Annotated in this window: 18 protein-coding genes; 11 read left to right on the forward strand and 7 right to left on the reverse strand. The window is 66.6% G+C overall.

Annotated features, from left to right (window positions below; translation table 11 throughout):
• Positions 1-58: 58 nt before the first annotated feature.
• Together greA and G6N77_RS07465 are read right to left on the reverse strand one after the other, a co-directional pair.
• Positions 59-550: a transcription elongation factor GreA gene (gene greA / locus G6N77_RS07460; protein WP_165181399.1), complete on the reverse strand. Its 492-nt coding sequence runs from the start codon at positions 548-550 to the stop codon at positions 59-61.
• 193 nt (positions 551-743) lie between these two features.
• A complete protein-coding gene (locus G6N77_RS07465) occupies positions 744-1,283 on the reverse strand; it encodes a DUF4307 domain-containing protein (RefSeq protein ID WP_165181400.1) in 540 nt (179 codons plus the stop codon).
• A gap of 69 nt (positions 1,284-1,352) precedes the next feature.
• Here G6N77_RS07465 and mca point away from each other — a divergent pair, with 69 nt between their 5' ends.
• The 3 genes from mca to G6N77_RS07480 are packed head-to-tail and all read left to right on the forward strand — an operon-like array spanning position 1,353 to position 5,064.
• Positions 1,353-2,261, forward strand: a complete 909-nt coding sequence (gene mca, locus G6N77_RS07470; protein ID WP_165181401.1) for a mycothiol conjugate amidase Mca — start codon at positions 1,353-1,355, stop codon at positions 2,259-2,261.
• 58 nt (positions 2,262-2,319) lie between these two features.
• Entirely contained in the window at positions 2,320-2,787 is a 468-nt protein-coding gene (locus G6N77_RS07475) for a hypothetical protein (RefSeq protein WP_165181402.1), read from the forward strand.
• 9 nt (positions 2,788-2,796) lie between these two features.
• Positions 2,797-5,064 (forward strand): thioredoxin domain-containing protein, encoded by a 2,268-nt coding sequence (locus G6N77_RS07480; protein ID WP_165181403.1) that lies wholly within the window; start codon positions 2,797-2,799, stop codon positions 5,062-5,064.
• An 86-nt stretch (positions 5,065-5,150) separates the two neighbouring features.
• On the opposite strand, the gene G6N77_RS07485 is transcribed toward G6N77_RS07480, so the two are convergent.
• Positions 5,151-5,636 carry a cupin domain-containing protein gene (locus G6N77_RS07485; RefSeq protein WP_165181404.1) on the reverse strand — a complete coding sequence of 162 codons (486 nt, stop codon included), beginning with the start codon at positions 5,634-5,636 and terminating at the stop codon, positions 5,151-5,153.
• Positions 5,637-5,712: 76 nt separating this feature from the next.
• On the opposite strand from G6N77_RS07485, the gene G6N77_RS07490 reads away from it, so the two are divergent.
• Positions 5,713-6,321 carry a TetR/AcrR family transcriptional regulator gene (locus tag G6N77_RS07490; RefSeq protein ID WP_240901761.1) on the forward strand — a complete coding sequence of 203 codons (609 nt, stop codon included), beginning with the start codon at positions 5,713-5,715 and terminating at the stop codon, positions 6,319-6,321.
• A gap of 109 nt (positions 6,322-6,430) precedes the next feature.
• On the opposite strand, the gene trhA is transcribed toward G6N77_RS07490, so the two are convergent.
• The gene (gene trhA / locus G6N77_RS07495; RefSeq protein WP_165181406.1) at positions 6,431-7,078 is read right to left on the reverse strand and encodes a PAQR family membrane homeostasis protein TrhA; all 648 of its coding nucleotides are present in this window, start codon (positions 7,076-7,078) and stop codon (positions 6,431-6,433) included.
• Positions 7,079-7,252: 174 nt separating this feature from the next.
• On the opposite strand from trhA, the gene G6N77_RS07500 reads away from it, so the two are divergent.
• The 4 genes from G6N77_RS07500 (at position 7,253) to G6N77_RS07515 (ending at position 11,418) form a co-directional block, all read left to right on the forward strand.
• The gene (locus G6N77_RS07500) at positions 7,253-8,026 is read left to right on the forward strand and encodes an isoprenyl transferase (RefSeq protein ID WP_205678090.1); all 774 of its coding nucleotides are present in this window, start codon (positions 7,253-7,255) and stop codon (positions 8,024-8,026) included.
• Between the two features lie 36 nt (positions 8,027-8,062).
• Positions 8,063-8,713: a YoaK family protein gene (locus G6N77_RS07505; protein ID WP_165181407.1), complete on the forward strand. Its 651-nt coding sequence runs from the start codon at positions 8,063-8,065 to the stop codon at positions 8,711-8,713.
• A 60-nt stretch (positions 8,714-8,773) separates the two neighbouring features.
• The gene (locus G6N77_RS07510; protein ID WP_165181425.1) at positions 8,774-10,228 is read left to right on the forward strand and encodes a PhoH family protein; all 1,455 of its coding nucleotides are present in this window, start codon (positions 8,774-8,776) and stop codon (positions 10,226-10,228) included.
• A 164-nt stretch (positions 10,229-10,392) separates the two neighbouring features.
• Positions 10,393-11,418, forward strand: coding sequence for a DMT family transporter (locus tag G6N77_RS07515; protein WP_165181408.1), 1,026 nt, complete (start codon positions 10,393-10,395; stop codon positions 11,416-11,418).
• Between the two features lie 64 nt (positions 11,419-11,482).
• Here the strand turns inward: G6N77_RS07515 and G6N77_RS07520 are convergent, their stop codons facing one another.
• Entirely contained in the window at positions 11,483-12,271 is a 789-nt protein-coding gene (locus G6N77_RS07520) for a hypothetical protein (RefSeq protein ID WP_165181409.1), read from the reverse strand.
• 68 nt (positions 12,272-12,339) lie between these two features.
• Here G6N77_RS07520 and G6N77_RS07525 point away from each other — a divergent pair, with 68 nt between their 5' ends.
• The 3 genes from G6N77_RS07525 to G6N77_RS07535 all read left to right on the forward strand — a co-directional run bounded on the left by G6N77_RS07525 (position 12,340) and on the right by G6N77_RS07535 (position 14,208).
• The gene (locus tag G6N77_RS07525; RefSeq protein ID WP_165181410.1) at positions 12,340-12,852 is read left to right on the forward strand and encodes a prepilin peptidase; all 513 of its coding nucleotides are present in this window, start codon (positions 12,340-12,342) and stop codon (positions 12,850-12,852) included.
• Between the two features lie 160 nt (positions 12,853-13,012).
• Positions 13,013-13,483, forward strand: coding sequence for an NUDIX hydrolase (locus G6N77_RS07530; RefSeq protein WP_165181411.1), 471 nt, complete (start codon positions 13,013-13,015; stop codon positions 13,481-13,483).
• 473 nt (positions 13,484-13,956) lie between these two features.
• Positions 13,957-14,208, forward strand: coding sequence for a hypothetical protein (locus tag G6N77_RS07535; protein ID WP_165181412.1), 252 nt, complete (start codon positions 13,957-13,959; stop codon positions 14,206-14,208).
• A gap of 106 nt (positions 14,209-14,314) precedes the next feature.
• Here G6N77_RS07535 and G6N77_RS07540 read toward each other — a convergent pair whose 3' ends face one another.
• Positions 14,315-15,997, reverse strand: a complete 1,683-nt coding sequence (locus G6N77_RS07540; RefSeq protein ID WP_165181413.1) for an MDR family MFS transporter — start codon at positions 15,995-15,997, stop codon at positions 14,315-14,317.
• The gene (locus tag G6N77_RS07545) at positions 15,994-16,683 is read right to left on the reverse strand and encodes a TetR/AcrR family transcriptional regulator (protein ID WP_165181414.1); all 690 of its coding nucleotides are present in this window, start codon (positions 16,681-16,683) and stop codon (positions 15,994-15,996) included. Before G6N77_RS07545 ends, G6N77_RS07540 begins: the two co-directional genes overlap by 4 nt.
• Between the last annotated feature and the right edge of the window lie 143 nt (positions 16,684-16,826).

Genomic DNA, 16,826 nt, shown 5'->3' on the forward strand with positions numbered 1-16,826 from the left:
TCCACGTTAAATGCCCGTTGGGGGGACTGCGTGCGGCCTGGTTCCGGGGAAGGGGAACTTAGCTCTGGTACGGCTTGGCGGAGAGGATTTCCACGTCGATCGTCTTGCCGTTGGGGGCCAGGTAGCTCATCTTGTCGCCGACCTTGTGGCCCATGATGGCCGCACCCAGGGGGGAGCGCTCGCTGAACACCTCAACCTGGGCGGTCCCCACTTCGCGGCTGCCCAGCAGGAAGGTGGTCTCGTCGCCGGCAATGGTGGCCACCACCAGCATGCCCTGTTCCACAATGCCGTCGTCGGCCGGGGCCTCGCCCACGTGGGCGTAGCGCAGGAGCTCGCTGAGCTGGCGGATGCGGGCCTCGATCTTGCCCTGCTCGTCCTTGGCCGCGTGGTAGCCGCCGTTTTCCTTCAGGTCGCCTTCCTGGCGGGCCTGCTCAATCTTGCTGACGATTTCGGCGCGGCCGGGGCCGGAAAGTTGCGTCAGCTCTGCCTGGAGACGGTCAAAGGCTTCCTGGGTCAGCCAGGCAGCGGACGCACTGTTGGTTGTAGGCACGTAGTTCTCCTCGAATAAACGTAGAAAAGCAAAGACCCCGCGGTAGGCGCTGCCAGAGGCGGTTCCGAGCCGGTGTGCACCTGGGGATCAGGTGCGCAGTCCCTGCGCGGAACTTTCCATGGTTGGCCAAGCGGGGTGAAGATAGTATTTACAAGTTTAGTCAATAAGCGGGATATTCCCAAGAATCGCGACGTCAGTGCTCAATCCAGCAGTTGTCCACCGTCACTGTTACGGCCAGGGAGGTGGTGCGCACGGAGGCGGTCACTGAGGTGGTGTGACCGCTGTTGATACCGGCGTCGGCCCCGTTCGCGCCCACCGTGAGGATGTTCCAGCCCACCACGGCGAACTGTTCATTGAGCGCCTGGACGGCACATTGGGCGGTGGCGGCGGGGTCCTTGGTGATGGTCAGGTCCACCGTGGAAAGTGTGGGGTCCACCACCTTGAAACTGATCACTTTCTGGTCCACGCCGGTGTTGCCCGCCACCACGGACCAGAGAATCCAGGTCAGGCCCACGGCAAGCGCCACGGCCACGGCAATAATTTTGGCCCGTTTGGACATCGCCCGCTTGGGCGTGCCGTAACGATTGGCTACGCTGGTAGCTGCTGGAGAATCAGAATTTGTCACTGCATCCACTGTTGTCTTGATCCGCGGTGTCCCCGCTGGATCCGCGGCATTCCGCTGGCGGCCCGCACCGGCGGCCGGGCGGGAGGACATGACAAGTTTAGCGTTCATTCCGGCAGGCGTTTTTTCACAAGTTTTTTTACGAACCCCATACAGGACCAAGAATCGAAGGTAGCCGACGTGACCACCAATGAGGGGCACTCCGCCGAACCGCTCCGCCTGCTGGCGGTCCACGCACATCCGGACGACGAAGCCAGCAAGGGCGCAGCCATGATGGCCTCCTACGCGGCGTCGGGCGTGCGCGTCATGGTGGCCACCTGCACCGGCGGGGAGCGCGGGGGGATCCAGAACCCGCGCATGGAGGGCGACGCCCACTCGGGCCGCGACATGGGCGGGGCCCGCCGGCTCGAAATGGCGCGTGCCGCCGCCATTTTGGGCATCGAGCACCAGTGGCTGGGATTCACCGACTCCGGCCTGCCCGAAGGCGACCCGCTCCCGCCCCTGCCGGCCAACTGCTTTGCCCTCAAGCCGCTGGAGATCGCCGCCGCGCCGCTGGTTCGCCTAGTGCGCCGATTCCGCCCGCACGTGATTGTGTCCTACGACGAAAACGGCGGCTATCCGCACCCGGACCACATCATGGCCCACAAGGTTGCCGTGGAGGCGTTCCACGCGGCCGGGGACCCCGCCTTGTATGAGGGTGCGGGGGAGCCCTGGGAGCCGCAAAAGCTGTATTACGACCTGGCCTTCAACCCACAGCGCTTCCGCGCACTGCACTTTGCGCTGCAGGACGCCGGCCTGGCCTCCCCGTACGCGGAGCGCCTGGCGGCCTGGCTGGAGGCGGACACGGAAGGCCACACCCCGCCGGTCAGCAAGCACCCCACCACCACGCAGGTGGACTGCGGCGAGTTCTTTGAAAAGCGCGACGACGCCCTGCGCGCCCATGCCACCCAGGTGGACCCGGACGGCTTCTTTTTCGCCGTCAGCCCGGACATGCAGCGCAAGGTGTGGCCGTGGGAGGACTATTCGCTCGTGGAGTCCCGCGTTCCCGCCACCACGCCGGAGAACGACCTGTTTACTGGCCTACGATAGGAACAGGACGATTCCCTCATCGCACCGAGACCGCCGGGGATAAAATGAAAGACAAATTGTGCACACTCTGATGTTCCTTGCCGCCAGCGCCACCCCGGACCCGCAAATCCCCACCCTGCGCCCGGGCCTGTCCGACGACCAGGTGGGGCCCGGCTTTCTGGGCTTTTTGGCCATGGCATTCATCGTGGCGATCATGTTCTTCCTGATCCGCGACATGGTCAAGCGCGTGCGCCGCGTCCGCTACCGCGCCCAGGTTGCCGGCGGCGATCCGAGCGACCACGGCCCCAAGGCCGGCTATGAGGTGATCCCCATCATGACGGACGACGCCGCCAGGAAAGCAGGTGCGGCCTTTGCCGACACTTCGCTCACCCGGGCGGAGGGTGCCGCCGTTGGTCCCGAAGGTGTTGAAGGCGCCGGCTTTGGTCCGGGAGGCGCTGAGGGTGCCGGGAGTGCCGGGAACCCGGGTCCCGAAGGCGCCGAGGGGCTCGACGGCGGCGTTTCCCCCGTGAACGTGGACAAAAACTAAGGGGCAAACATGAATCGGCTTGCCGGCGAACCGAGTGCCTACCTGCGCCAACACGCCGGCAACCCAGTGGACTGGCAGCCGTTTGACGACGCAGCCTTTGCCGAGGCCCGGGAACGCCAGGTGCCTGTGTTCCTGTCCGTGGGCTACGCCGCCTGCCACTGGTGCCATGTCATGGCCGGGGAATCGTTCGAGGATCCGGAGGTGGGGGAGTACCTGCGCCGGCATTTCGTGGCCATCAAGGTGGACCGCGAGGAGCGCCCCGACGTGGACGACGCCTACATGGCCGCAACGCAGGCGCTGACCGGCCAGGGCGGCTGGCCCATGAGCGTGTTCCTGACCCCGGACGGACGGGCATTCTTTGCCGGCACCTACTTTCCGCCGCAGCCAGTGTCTGGGAGGCCGTCCTTTAAACAGGTGCTGGCCGCCGTGGTTGAAGCGTGGGCGGATCGCCGCACCGAGGTCCTGGCCACCGCCGATGCCTTGGCGGCGGCGCTGGCCGATCCGGCCTGGCGGGTCCGCACGGACAGTGACGTTGCAGACAGTCCCGCGCCGCCAGTTCCCGTGCAGGGCTTGGATGGTGCGCGGAACGGATTTTCGGTGCACAGGGAGGCTGCCTCGCTTGCCGTGGCGGCCATGGCGCGGGCCGAGGACACCACGCACGGTGGCTTTGGCACGGCCCCAAAATTTCCGCCCACCCCCGCCCTGGAATTCCTGATCCGCCACGCCGCGTCCGGCGGTGGCGGGACGGTTCGTGGCGAAGCGGCCGGTTCGCCGGACGTTGCTGCGGGTCTGGCCGGGCGGACGCTGGGCGCCATGGTGAACTCTGCCCTGTTCGACCAGGTGGGTGGCGGCTTTGCGCGCTACAGTGTCACGGCCGACTGGTCCTTGCCTCACTACGAGAAAATGCTGTACGACAATGCCGGCCTCTTGCTCGCCCTGGTGCACTGGGTCCGACTGGCGGAGGCACGGCCCGGACAAATTCCCGCCGAAGTGCCCGGGCCGGACGCCGCCCCGGACGCCGGGCCCGGGGTTCAGCACATCCACAGCACCGAACTGCCCCTGCCGCTGTCCGCCGCGGAGGCGCGGGGCGCTGTCCATAAAACCGTCGGCTGGCTGCTGGCCGAGCTCCGCCTCCCCGGCGGCGCCTTCGCCTCCTCGCTGGATGCCGACACCGTGATCGACGGCGTGCACCACGAGGGCGCCAGCTACCAGTGGACCCTGGCCCAGCTCCGCGAGGCGGCGGAATTGTCCGCCGCCGCTGACCCGGCCCCCGCGGAACCGCAGGAGCCCGCGGACCTGGCAGCCGCCGTCGCTCGTTTCATGAACATTCCGGCGAAGGGAGCCGCGCCCCTGCACCCGGGCCGCGGGCTGACTCCGCCGGAGCGGGCCGCGTGGGACGCGCTCCTGCCCGGCCTGCGCACCATGAGGGCCGCGCGCACCATGCCGGGGCGCGACGACAAGGTGGTGGCGGCCTGGAACGGCATGCTCCTCGGTGCCCTGGCCGAGGCCGCCATGGTCCTGGGGGAGCCCGCCTGGCTGGCGGCCGCCGTCGAGCTTGGCGGGTACCTGCGGGAGGTGCACTGGGACGGGGGTGTGCTGAGGCGGGTGTCGCACGCCGGCCGGGCGCGCGGAATTGAGGGGTTGCTGGAGGATTACGCGGCCTGCGCCGACGGCTATTTTGCCCTCTACGCGGCCACGGGCAGCGCGGAATGGTTTGCTCTGGGCGAGGCCCTGCTGGACTCGGCGCAGCGTTTTCTGGCGGACGGCACCGTGTTCAACAGCCCGGGCGGGGCCTCGGGAGGGCTGGCCGGCGCTCCGGCCGGGGCGCGCTTTGCCGACCCCTTCGACAACGCCACCGCCAGCCCCGTGGCACTCCTGGCCGGCGCCCTGGCCACCCACGCGGCCTATACGGGGTCCGTAGACCACCGAGTCTTGTCGGAAAACCTGCTGGGGTCGCTGCCGGAACTGGCCCGGCGGGCGCCGCGTTCGGCCGGGGGCCTGCTGTCGGTGGCCGAGGCGGTTGCGGCGGGCCCCGTGGAAACTGCCATTGTCGGCCTGCCGGGCCCGGAGCGGGAGGCGCTGGAACGGCGGGCGTGGGCGTCGCCGTCGCCCGGCATGGTGGTGGCTGTGTGGGACGGCGCGGGCCCGCCGCCCGTGCCGCTGCTGGAAGGCAGGGGCACTGCGCCCGGCGCTTCCCCGCTGGCCTACGTCTGCCACAACATGGCCTGCGCCCGCCCAGTGGCCACGGCCGCGGAGCTTGACACCCTCATCCCCTGACGCTCCCTCACCTTCTGCGGTCTTCCATTCGACGCTCCCTCACCTTCTGCGGGAATTCCACCGATCCTCTCTCACATTTTGGGCGTCTAGCCAAAAGGTGGTGGCCCCACAATGACGATCCCGCCGTTGAGGCGCCCGGATTCCCTGACCCGGTCGAAGTCCACAACGCCCGTGCCGTCCGCGTCCAGGGGAACGCTGGCTCCCATATAGAAATCCTGTGCATTGCCTGGAGTCTGGAAGCACAGGATGCTGGCGCCGCCTTCTTGTGCCTTGAACGCGTGGGGCACACCGCGAAGGGCAACGGCGATGCCTCCGGCGCCAACCCGCTGTTCGGCGCCGTCGATGTTCATGAGGATTTCACCGGAGAGAACGTACAGGGTTTCGTCCGTGTCAGGATGGATGTGCAGGGGCGTCACCTTGCCTCCGGCCATCGTGTCGCGGTTGATCAGGAATGCCCCGCCAGTTTCTTCCGACTTGGCGAGCCAGGTGTGGATTCCCCCGCCGTAGAACCACCGCTGCTCACCTTCTCCGTGCTGGCGGATGAATGACTTCGCGTGCTTCTTCGTGTCCATGGGACTCGCCTCGATGTTGGCTACATGTTTTTATGGGACTGATGTCTTATAATAAGACTGATGTACCATGAGTTGCATGTCAAGGTCTTACCTGGAACTCGGCCGCAGCGGCCAGAAGCGCCGCACCCTTGATGCCCTGGTTGATGCCGCCCGGGCCATGGTCGCCGACGGCCAGACCCCCACCGTGGACGAGGCCGCCCTTGCCGCAGGTGTCTCAAGAAGCACGGCCTACCGCTACTTTCCGGGACAAAGGGAGCTGCTTGCCGCGGCCCATCCGGAAACGGGGAGTGCCTCCATGCTGCCGGAAAACCCTGGCGACAATCCCGCGGAGCGGCTTGACGCCGTCGTCGCCACGTTCATCGAAATGATTCTTCAGACCGAGGCCCAACAGCGGACCATGCTGAAGCTGTCACTGGATCCCGATCTCCCGGCCAGCGGCTTGCCTTTGCGCCAGGGCCGGGCCATTCCCTGGATCACGGAAGCGCTCGATCCCCTGCGGGGTGCGCTCGGAGATGCGGAACTGCGCCGCTTGGTGCTGGCCATTCGCAGCGCAATTGGAATCGAGTCGCTGGTGTGGCTGACCGACATTGGCGGCCTGTCCCGGGACGAGGCCCTTGCGTCCATGCGGTGGAGTGCCCAGGCGCTGCTCCGCCATGCCCTCGAATCGGCTCCGCCCGCATATTGACGGGCGATGCCGAAGCGTCCTCAAAAAACACCCCGTAATCTGATGGAGCGTTGAGGGAATCACCGCAAAATGTGAGGGAGCGTCGGTAGGGAAGGGGAGGACGGTGGGGCTAGGGGAAAACCACCAGCACGACGGCGGCGAAATGGCAGCCGAATCCGGCCACGGTCAAGGCATGGAACAGTTCGTGGAAGCCGAAGTGGCGGGCGCTGAAGTTGGGTTTCTTGATCCCGTAAATGACTGCCCCGGCAATGTAAAACGCACCGCCCAGGCAGATTAGGAGCGTGGGCGCCACACCGGCGGCCCAGAATTGCGGCAGGAAGAACACCGCGGTCACGCCCAGCAGCACGTAGATGGGCACGTACAGCCAGCGTGGTGCCCCCACCCACAGCACGCGGAACAGCACGCCCAAAACGGCGCCCGTCCAGATCAGCCACAACAGCAAGGTGGCGGTGGGGCGTGGCAGCATCAGCGCCGACAGCGGCGTGTAGGAACCGGCAATGACCAGCATGATGTTGCTGTGGTCCAGCCGTTTCAGCACTTTCTTGGTGCCCGGTTTCCACTCGATCCGGTGGTATAGCGCACTTGTGCCAAATAACATGACTCCGGTAACGATGTAAATGGCGGTGGTCGCCTTCGCCGCCATGCCCGGGGCCAGCACCACCACCAGCAAGCCGGCCGCCAGGACCAGCGGCGCCATGCCTGCGTGCAGCCAGCCGCGCCAGGTGGGTTTTGCATCGGCTGCAAGGGTGCTCGTCATGGCCCAATTCTATCCCTTCCGGGAATATGTTACCGATGAGTAACATGGCGGCGGCGGGTGCATCGCAACGCGGCCTGTCCGGAATGTGCGGCCCGGCGGGTAATCTAGGACAAGTACGTTTCCCCGGCCGCCCGGCCCGTATCCGTAAAGGTTTGGTGCACATTCATGCGGTTGATGACCCGCCCCATACGGATGCCCAAATTCCTTTACAACTACTACGAACGCAGCCTTGGCCGCTCGCTGGACCTGAAGAGCGTGCCCCGCCACATCGGCGTCATGGTGGATGGAAACCGGCGCTGGGCCCGGCAGTTCAACGCCCCCACCAGCCAGGGCCACCAGGCCGGCGCGGACAAGATCCTGGAATTCCTCGGCTGGTGCCAGGACCTGGGCATCAAGGTGGTCACGCTGTACATGCTCTCCACGGACAACATGAGCCGTTCGCCCGAGGAACTGGACGAGCTCATGGGTATCATCGCCAACACCCTTGACCTGCTCGACGCCGACGTCGACATCAGCGTCCACGCCATGGGCGCCCCGGAGCTGCTGCCCGACTACCTGGCCCAGCGCCTGTCCTCGCTCACCACGCGCGTGCCCGCCAATGAGCGCATCCATGTGAACCTTGCCATCGGCTACGGCGGGCGCCGGGAAATTGTCGACGCCGTCCGCGAACTCCTGCACGACGCCGACGCCGCGGGCCGCACCATGCTCGAGGTGGCGGACACCCTGGGCGTGGACGACATTTCCAAGTTCCTGTACACCCGCGGCCAGCCCGACCCGGACCTGGTCATCCGCACCTCGGGGGAGCAGCGCCTTTCCGGCTTCCTCATGTGGCAGAGCGCCTACAGCGAGTTTTACTTTTGTGAGGCCCTGTGGCCGGCGTTCCGCCGCATCGACTTCCTCCGTGCCCTGCGTGACTACGCCGGGCGCAGCCGCCGCTTCGGCAGTTAGGCCACTGTTTCCTTGCAAAGCCACCATCGTTCTGAAATGATCCTGGCGGCCGTCCTCTCCAGCGCGGCCGGGTTTGTCGACGCTGTGGGCTTCATCCACCTGGGCGGCTACTTTGTCTCCTTCATGAGCGGCAACTCCACCCGGGGCGGCACTGCCCTGGCCGAAGGAAACTGGGCGGGTTTCGGCACGGCTTTCGGACTGGTCGGTGCCTTTCTGGTGGGTGTGGTGAGCGCTTCGATCCTGCGCAGGCTTGTCCCGTCACGCAAGCGCATGGCAGTGCTCCTGTACGTGACAGCGGCACTGGTGTGCGCCGTCGTACTTTTTGACCTGGGCCTTGACGGGTGGCTGGCGCCGGCCATCATGGCGGTGGCGATGGGTGCCGAGAACCTCATCTTTGAACGCAATGGCGAGGTCAGCATAGGCCTGACGTATATGACGGGCACCCTGGTGAAAATGGGCCAGCACATGGCCAATGCGCTTCTTGGGGGAGACAGCCGGCTGTGGCGCAGGTACGCGGCCCTGTGGCTGTCGCTGACCACCGGCTCGGTCATCGGCGGCATTTCGTACCTGGCGCTGAACCTGAATGCGCTGTGGATCGCCGTGGGCGTGATGGCGCTGTCGGTCATTTTCAACCAATATGTCCACAAGAGCCCGCCCCGACCGCCGGCCACACCCGTCATCCTGTAGCCGGCGGCGGGGCCAATTATTTACCCAATGGACACCAATAACACGCCGGGAAGGTCCCAAATTGCCACTATTCCCGGCGTAGCTTTAGGCATTAACGGAGGGCAACTCCGCTCGCCGTACCTATTGATTTTCCGGGCGAAACACCGGCCCGGAAAGGCTGGAGCCGACGTGGTTGAGACGATGAATTTTGGGGAAATCGCACGGGAGACGGCGGGCATGGCGCAAAAACTGCGCAGCTACGTCATCGACACCTCAGTTTTGCTCTCCGATCCCCGCGCGATACTGCGCTTTGCCGAACACGAGGTCATTGTGCCGATCGTGGTGATTTCCGAGCTGGAGTCCAAGCGGCACGACCCCGAACTGGGCTACTTCGCCCGCACCGCCCTGCGCCTGCTCGACGAACTGCGCGAACAGCACGGCGGCCTGGGTGCCCCCATTCCCCTGGGGGACGACGGCGGGACGTTCCGTGTGGAGCTCAACCACGTTTCCGCTGAGGTGCTTCCGGCGGGGATCCGCGGCACGGACAATGATTCGCGCATTCTGGCGGTGGCGAAGAACCTGGCAAACGAGGGCGCCAACGTCACGGTGGTTTCCAAGGACCTGCCGATGCGGGTCAAGGCCTCCGCGATGGGACTGGCGGCGGAGGAGTACCGCAACGAGCTGGTCCAGGATTCCGGCTGGACAGGCGTGGCGGAGCTGGCCATTGCCGAGGCCGAAATGGCGGAACTGTACAACGGCGGCGCCGCCCTGGTTCCCGAGGCCGCCGTCATGCCTGTCAACACGGGCCTGGTGCTGACCAGCACCCGCGGCTCCGCACTGGGACGGGTGGGCGCCGACCAGCAGGTGCGCCTGGTGAAGGGCGACCGCGAGGTGTTCGGCCTGCACGGGCGCTCCGCCGAACAGCGCCTGGCGCTGGACCTGCTCATGGACCCCGACGTCGGCATTGTCTCCCTGGGCGGGCGGGCCGGCACGGGCAAGAGTGCGCTGGCCCTGTGCGCCGGCTTGGAGGCCGTGCTGGAACGCAACGAGCACCGCAAGGTGGTGGTGTTCCGGCCCCTGTACGCAGTGGGCGGCCAGGAGCTCGGCTACCTGCCGGGCTCCGAAAGCGAGAAGATGAACCCGTGGGCGCAGGCCGTGTTCGACACTCTGGGCTCCGTGGTGTCCGAGCGCGTCATGGACGAGATCTTGGAGCGCGGGCTGCTGGAGGTGCTGCCGCTGACGCACATCCGCGGGCGTTCGCTGCACGACTCCTTTGTGATCGTGGACGAGGCCCAGTCGCTGGAGAAGAACGTGCTGCTGACGGTCATGAGCCGGATCGGGCAGAACTCCAAGATTGTGCTCACCCATGACGTGGCCCAGCGCGACAACCTGCGCGTGGGCCGCCATGACGGCATCGCCGCCGTGGTCGAAACCCTCAAGGGGCACCCGCTCTTCGCCCACGTCACCCTGACCCGCTCCGAGCGGTCGCCCATCGCCGCGCTGGTCACTGAAATGCTGGAGCGCGCCGAGATCTGACGCCGTCCCACCTCTCGCCGAACGGGCACTTAACGTGGATGTTCCGCCCGAACATGCCCGTTAAGTGTCCGTTCGGCAGCTGAAAAGGGGCCCCGCGCACGGACCGGACCCTGAACGCCGTCGTTGATTCTTGCCGGGGGATGCTGCGCGATAGACTCGCCCACATGCACCGACCCCTTCCCGCGCCAGCCGGACTCGGCCTGGCCATGGTCGCCGGGCTCGCCCTCGCCGTGCAATCCCGGATCACGGGCACCATGGGGCTGCGCCTGGGCGACGGCGTGGCCGCGGCGCTGCTCAGCTTTGGCTCGGGGCTCCTGCTGATGATTCTTTTGACGCTCGGCACCCGGGCCGGACGGAGCGGATTGGCCGCCCTGCGCGGCGGCCTGGCCCGGCGGGTGCTGCCGCGCTGGTATCTGGTGGCCGGCGCGATAGGCGCGTCGCTGGTATTCGCCCAGGGGGTCACCGTCGGGATGGTGGGCGTGGCCCTCTTCACCATTGCCCTGGTGGCCGGGCAGACGGTCAGCGGGCTGCTGGTCGACAGGGTCGGATTCGGCGCCGGCGGGAGGAGGCGCCTGACCGCACCGCGGCTGACAGGTTCAGTGCTGACCCTGGGAGCTGTGGTCTGGGCTGTCTCCGCCAAGTTCACCGCGCTTGGCCCGGGGGCGCTGTCTCTGCTTCTGCTGCCCTTGCTGGCGGGTCTGCTCTACGGCTTCCAGCAGGCGATGAACGGGCGCATTGCCGCCGCGGCGGGCACGCCACTGACGGCCACCCTGACCAATTTTGCCGCCGGCGCCGTGGTGCTTTTGGCCGCGTGGCTGGTCAAGCTGCCTTTCAGTCCGCGGCCGCACGCCCTGCCGCACGAGTGGTGGCTCTATTGCGCCGGGCCGCTGGGCATCGTGGTGGTCTTCCTCAGTGCGGCGCTGGTGCGGCGGATCGGCGTCCTGCTGCTCGGCCTGGGCACAGTCGCTGGCCAGCTGATGGGCTCGCTGCTGCTCGACGTGGCCTTTCCGACACCGGCGGCGGCGGTCGGCACCGCCACCGTGCTCGGCACTGTGTTGACCCTGTTGGCCGTCATTGTGGCCGCAGCGCCCTGGCGAAGGAATCCGACGCCGGCTGCCCTGTCCGCGCGCCCCTCCACCCCCGCCGAACCGGCACTTAACGTGGATCCCGCGCTGAAACATCCACGTTAAGTGCCCGCTCGCGGAGGGGGAGGGGTGCGGGAGGGGGTGGGGGAGCGTTGGGAGGAGGCGGGCGTCAGGCGCCGGGCAGGTCCCAGGGAATGTGTGAGCGGACGTCGGTCAGGCCCATGCTGACTTCCTCAAAAAGGTCGTCCAGCATGTATTCGTCGATCCCGTGGAGCACCATCCAGTGCCCGGCGCCGGAGGTGTCGCCGTCGAGCGACTGGCTGGCCACGCACACGGCCGTCTCCAGGTCGATCCGCACCGCCGTGCGCCCCGGGAAAAGCAGGGGCGCGGCCGGGAACAGCGGCCTGTAGGACGGATTGGGCGTCAGGATCGCGTCCACGGCCGGGCGCCCGTGGTGGTCTACCATGGCGATCCCGTCAATCTCGGCCACGTTGGCAAACGGCGCCTCCAGCGGAACGGGGCGCTCGCCGGCCAGCTCCACTGGGTCCAGCGCCGCGGAAAACCGCCCCGAACCGTAGGCGGGCTCGCCGTAGAGGGCCTCCGGCCGGCGCACCACAAAGCCGTCGGCGTCCTTGACCGGGTTGGCCATGGCAGGCGGCAGCAGCCACGGCTTGCGGTTGCCGCTGATGAACAGGGAGTCCTTGGAGCTGTTGATCTTGGTAGTGCTGGCCAGCAGCTTTCCGTCCAGGGTCTCCACCCGGAGCGCCCCGGGGCGGCGGATCCAGAACTTCATGGCCTCCACGCCAGCGTCCGACGCCGGGTCCCCGGCCCGTGCGCTAGCCTCCCGTGCCGCTGCAGCATCCCGCCGGTGGAGCTCGAAGCGCAGGCTTGACCAGCGCCACGGCGAGGACCGGCACAGGTGGCGAAATGTGTCAGCAGTAAGGGGTAGGCCATTCATATCCACAGCTTACGCCGGAGCCGCGGTTTGGCCGCCCGGCGGGAGGCGCCATGGCGTAGCATCCTGCTATGGTCACTCGGCTGTCGGACTTGTGGGAGGCGGACGTCTTGGCACTGGTCTGCGCCGTGGCCGCGTGCCTGTACCTGCTGTGGTTGAGCGTGCTGCTCTCCGCCGTCGACATCCGCACGCACACCCTCCCCAACCGCTACGTGCTGCCCGCATATCCGGCCGCCGGGATCCTGCTTGCCGCCGCGGCCGTGCTGTCCGGGCGGCCGGGGCAGCTGTGGGGCGCACTCGCCGGGGCCGCCGCATTGGGCGCACTGTACTGGGTGCTGTGGGCGGTGTATCCGGCGGGCATGGGCTTTGGCGACGTCAAGCTGGCCGGCGTGCTGGGCCTTTACCTGGGATTTTTGGGCTGGACGCACGTGCTGGCGGGTGCGGCGGCCGGGTTTGTGGCGGGCGGGCTGTGGGGCGTGGCCCTCATCGTGTCACGGAGGGGCACGGCGAAGTCGCACCTCCCGTTCGGCCCGTCCATGCTGGCGGGCGCCTGGGCAACCATGCTCCTGCTCCCCGTCCCCTGACCCGCCCGCCCGCCCGCCCACCGACGCTCCATCACTTTTCGCGGGGTTTTCCCGCGACGCTCCACCACTTTTTGCGAGTTTTTCCCCGACGCTCCACCACTTCACGCACTTTCCAGGGGGTAACGCGGATCCGGCCGCACCGCTTCGATAAGCTGGCGGCATGGGCTCACCGGAATTCATCGTCAACCTGCGTAAAAAAATCGGCCACGACCCCCTCTGGCTGCCCGGCGTGCGCGGCGTGGTTTTTGACAGCGAAGGCCGGGTCCTCCTGGGCGAACGCTCCGACACGGGCGGCTGGGCGCTGATCACGGGAATCCTGGAACCCGGCGAGGAGCCCGGCCCCGGCATGCTGCGCGAAATTTTCGAGGAAACGGCCGTCGTGGCGCGGATTGAGCACCTACTCGGCATCGCCGCCGTCGGGCCGGTGACGTTCCCCAACGGGGATGTGTGCGACTTTTTGAACATCGAATTCATCGCCCGCCACGTCAGCGGCACCGCCCGGGTGAACGACGACGAATCCCTCGCCGTGGGCTGGTTCGCCACAGACGAGCTTCCGCCGCTGCGCCCCGGCCACCTCGCCTGCATCCAGCGGGCCCTGGCCTTCGACGGCGAACCCAGCTACCAGCGCTGAGCCGGAATCGGCAGTGCAGCTCCTGCGGGGTGCCGGCCCGTCGGCTCGCAGGAGCTGCACCACCGATTGTCGCGGGCGCCATTTGGGCACTCGGTGATTGAGCCTGTCGAAATCCGGGTCCCAGCCACCGAATTTCCCCTCGAGTATGCAGCGATGGCGACTTAGACCCGGCCTATGTCGCCATCGCTGCATACTCAGCGGCCAATCGGTGCCTCAAAGGTGCCATTCCAACTCCCGAATCCGCGCCGGCCAACCGTATCTGTACCTTCGGAGTCCGTTTGGGACCCCTCCCCACCATTGTTGATTCGGTGGTGCACCACCTGCGGGTCGCAGCCCTCCCAAGAATCGACGGTGCAGCTCCTGCGGGGTGCAGGCCCGTCGGCTCGCAGGAGCTGCACCATGGACCCAAAAACCGCCTGGTGTAGGCTGGCGGCAAGTATTTCATTCGTGCTATTCACAAGGAGTTGGCCGCTGTGAAGGAACTTCGAAAGCTGCCCCGCTGGGCGCTCATCCTCTCCTTACTAGCGGCCGCCGCAGCAGTTGCATTGGCGGCAGTCGGGCTGGTCCACCTGCTCACGGGTGCCGGTGCCACGCAAGTCCTCTTCGACGCCCTGGTGGCAGCTGGGTTCGCGCTCGGGGCGTGGTCCGTGGCCGTCAAGGGGAACCCGGCCCTGTCCAGGCGCAGTGACGCTGCGCCCAACCGCAAGGGCCCGCTCCTCTGGTAACAGCCGCCCGCCCAACCAAAGCGCCAGGCGGGACAGACGCAAAAGGCGCGTGCCGGCGTCGTACCTGAAAGCAGTACGACGCCGGCACGCGCCTTCTCAGCTCTACTTACGGTTTGTCCGTGGCCGGGTCCGCAGGGTCAGGGTCCTCGCGCGTGAGCTGGAGGGTGTCACCCGCAGTGGCCATGGCGGGCTTGCCCGCGGCGCGTTCGGTCTCCATCCGGAGCGCCTCCTCGCCGCCGATGGCCTCGCCGCGCGCCACCATGCCGGCGGTGTCGGAGAGGGGGATGACCTTCATGGTCAGCGCCAGGACCAGCGCCACCACCATGAACGGGATCAGGTACCAGAACACGGGCGCCAGGGAGTTGGCGTAGGCGTTGATGATGCCGTCCTTGACCGCCGGCGGGAGCGCCGCCATGGCCTGCGGATCCAGCGTGGACATCGACTTGCCGGCCTGTTCGGGGGAGGCGCCAGCCTTGGTGAACAGCTCCGTCAGCGAACTGGACAGGCGAGAGGTGAACATGGCGCCGAACACGGCCACGCCCAGGGCGGACCCCACTTCGCGGAAGTAGTTGTTCGTGCTCGTGGCGGTGCCCAGCTGCGCGGCCGGCACCGAGTTCTGCACCACGATGACCACAATCTGCATGATCAGGCCCAGGCCCGCACCGAACACAAACAGCTGCGCGCAAATGACCCAGATGGGGGTGTCCGCGGAAAGCGTGGTCATCCACCACATGGTGATGATGGTCAGCACGGAACCGGCAATGGGGAACATTTTGTACTTGCCGGTCTTGGTCATGCGGATGCCGGACCAGATCGACGTTCCCATCAGGCCCGCCATCATGGGCAGCATGAGCAGGCCGGATTCCGCGGCGGACGTGCCGGAGGACATCTGCAGGAACGTGGGCACAAACGCCAGCGCCGCGAACATGCCCATGCCGAGGACAAAGCCGATGGCAGTGGAGTTGAGGAAGATCGGGTTCTTAAACAGGGACAGCGGGATGATGGGATCCTGCGCCCGCGCCTCGGTAAAGATGAAAAGCGCGACGGCGGCCGCCAGGCCGGCACCCCACGACCAGGTTGTCAGCGAGGTCCAGCCGTCCGTCTTGCCGCCGAAATCGGTGAAGAAGATCAGGCAGGTGGTGGCGATGGAGAGGAACAGCACGCCCATGAAGTCGATCTTTTTGTCTGCCTTCTTGTTCGGCAGGGTCAGGGTGAAGAACGCGATCACGAAGGCGATGATGCCCACGGGAATGTTGATGTAGAAGCACCATTCCCAGGTCAGGTGGTCCACGAAGTAGCCGCCCAGCAGGGGTCCGGCCACGGCGGCCAGGCCGAAGATGGCGCCCAGCGGGCCCATGTACTTGCCGCGCTCGTTGGCCGGGACAATGTCGGCGATGATGGCCTGCGAGAGGATCATCAGCCCGCCGCCGCCCAGGCCCTGGATGGCACGGAAGATCACGAAGCCCCAGAAGTCGGTGGCAAACGCGCAGCCAATGGAGGCCAGGGTGAAAATGGCAATGGCGGCCAGGAAGAGGTTACGGCGGCCCAGGATGTCACCGAACTTGCCGTAGATGGGCATCACGATGGTGGTGGCCAGCAGGTATGCGGTGGTGATCCACGTCTGGTGCTCCACGCCGCCCAGCTTGCCCACGATGGTGGGCATGGCGGTGGAAACAATGGTCTGGTCGAGGCTGGAAAGCAGCATGCCCGCAATGAGCGCGGAGAAGATGATCCAAATCCTCTTTTGGGTCAACAGGAGCGGTTGCCCTGCCTTGATGGCGGTGCTCATCTGGTCCCTTCAAAGGTCAGCTTGGAGAATACGAAGAATTGTTGGGCCTGGGCCAGGTGGCCGGCCAGGATGTCGGCGTAGCTGAGCACGTTGTCCTCGGAGAAGAACGTTTGGCTGGCCCGCCGGGACATGGTGCCGAAGAGGCTCGCAATCAGCAGGGCCCGCGGGTCGTCCGGGGCCAGGCCCTCGCGCTGGGTGATGATGTGCGCAAATTCGTGCTCGCGGGCCTCGGCGCTGCCCATCATCTTGATCATGAGTTGCGGCTCCACCTTCATCACCTTGATGAGGGCGTGGACGTTTTCCCGCGTGAAGTCCAGCTGATCCGCCATGGAAACCGTCAGGTCAAACAGTGCCCGTAGCAGTGTGGTGGTCAGGCCGCCGGGCCCGCGCTCCACGCCGGCGTCCGATCCGCCGGTGTCCTGCCCGCCGGCGATGAACGCGGCCATGGCATCGGCCGGGAATTCATCCAGCAGGTGCCCCACAATGGCGTCTTCCTTGGACGGGAAGTAGTTGAAGAACGTGCGGCGGGAGATGCCCACGTCCTCGCAGAGCTGCTCAATGGTGAAGCCGTTCAGCCCGTGGTTCGCGGTGAAGCGCCGGGCCGCCGAGGTGATGGCGGACCGGGTTGCCTCACGCTTGCGCGCCCGCAGTCCGTGCGCGGCACAATTATTTGCACTTTCGGTCACAAAGTAAAAGTTTGCACTATTTTGGATGGAGTGCAAAGTTTTTGGAGGGTGGCGTTCGTCACACCCGCCCCGACCGTTGAGGTTGGAGATAACCACCGCCCCGACCGTTGAGGTTGGAGATAACCACGCCTCCGCCACCCGCC

Origin of the sequence: Arthrobacter silviterrae, from assembly GCF_011045165.1 — a bacterium.
In the GTDB taxonomy this organism is placed as follows: domain Bacteria; phylum Actinomycetota; class Actinomycetes; order Actinomycetales; family Micrococcaceae; genus Specibacter; species Specibacter silviterrae.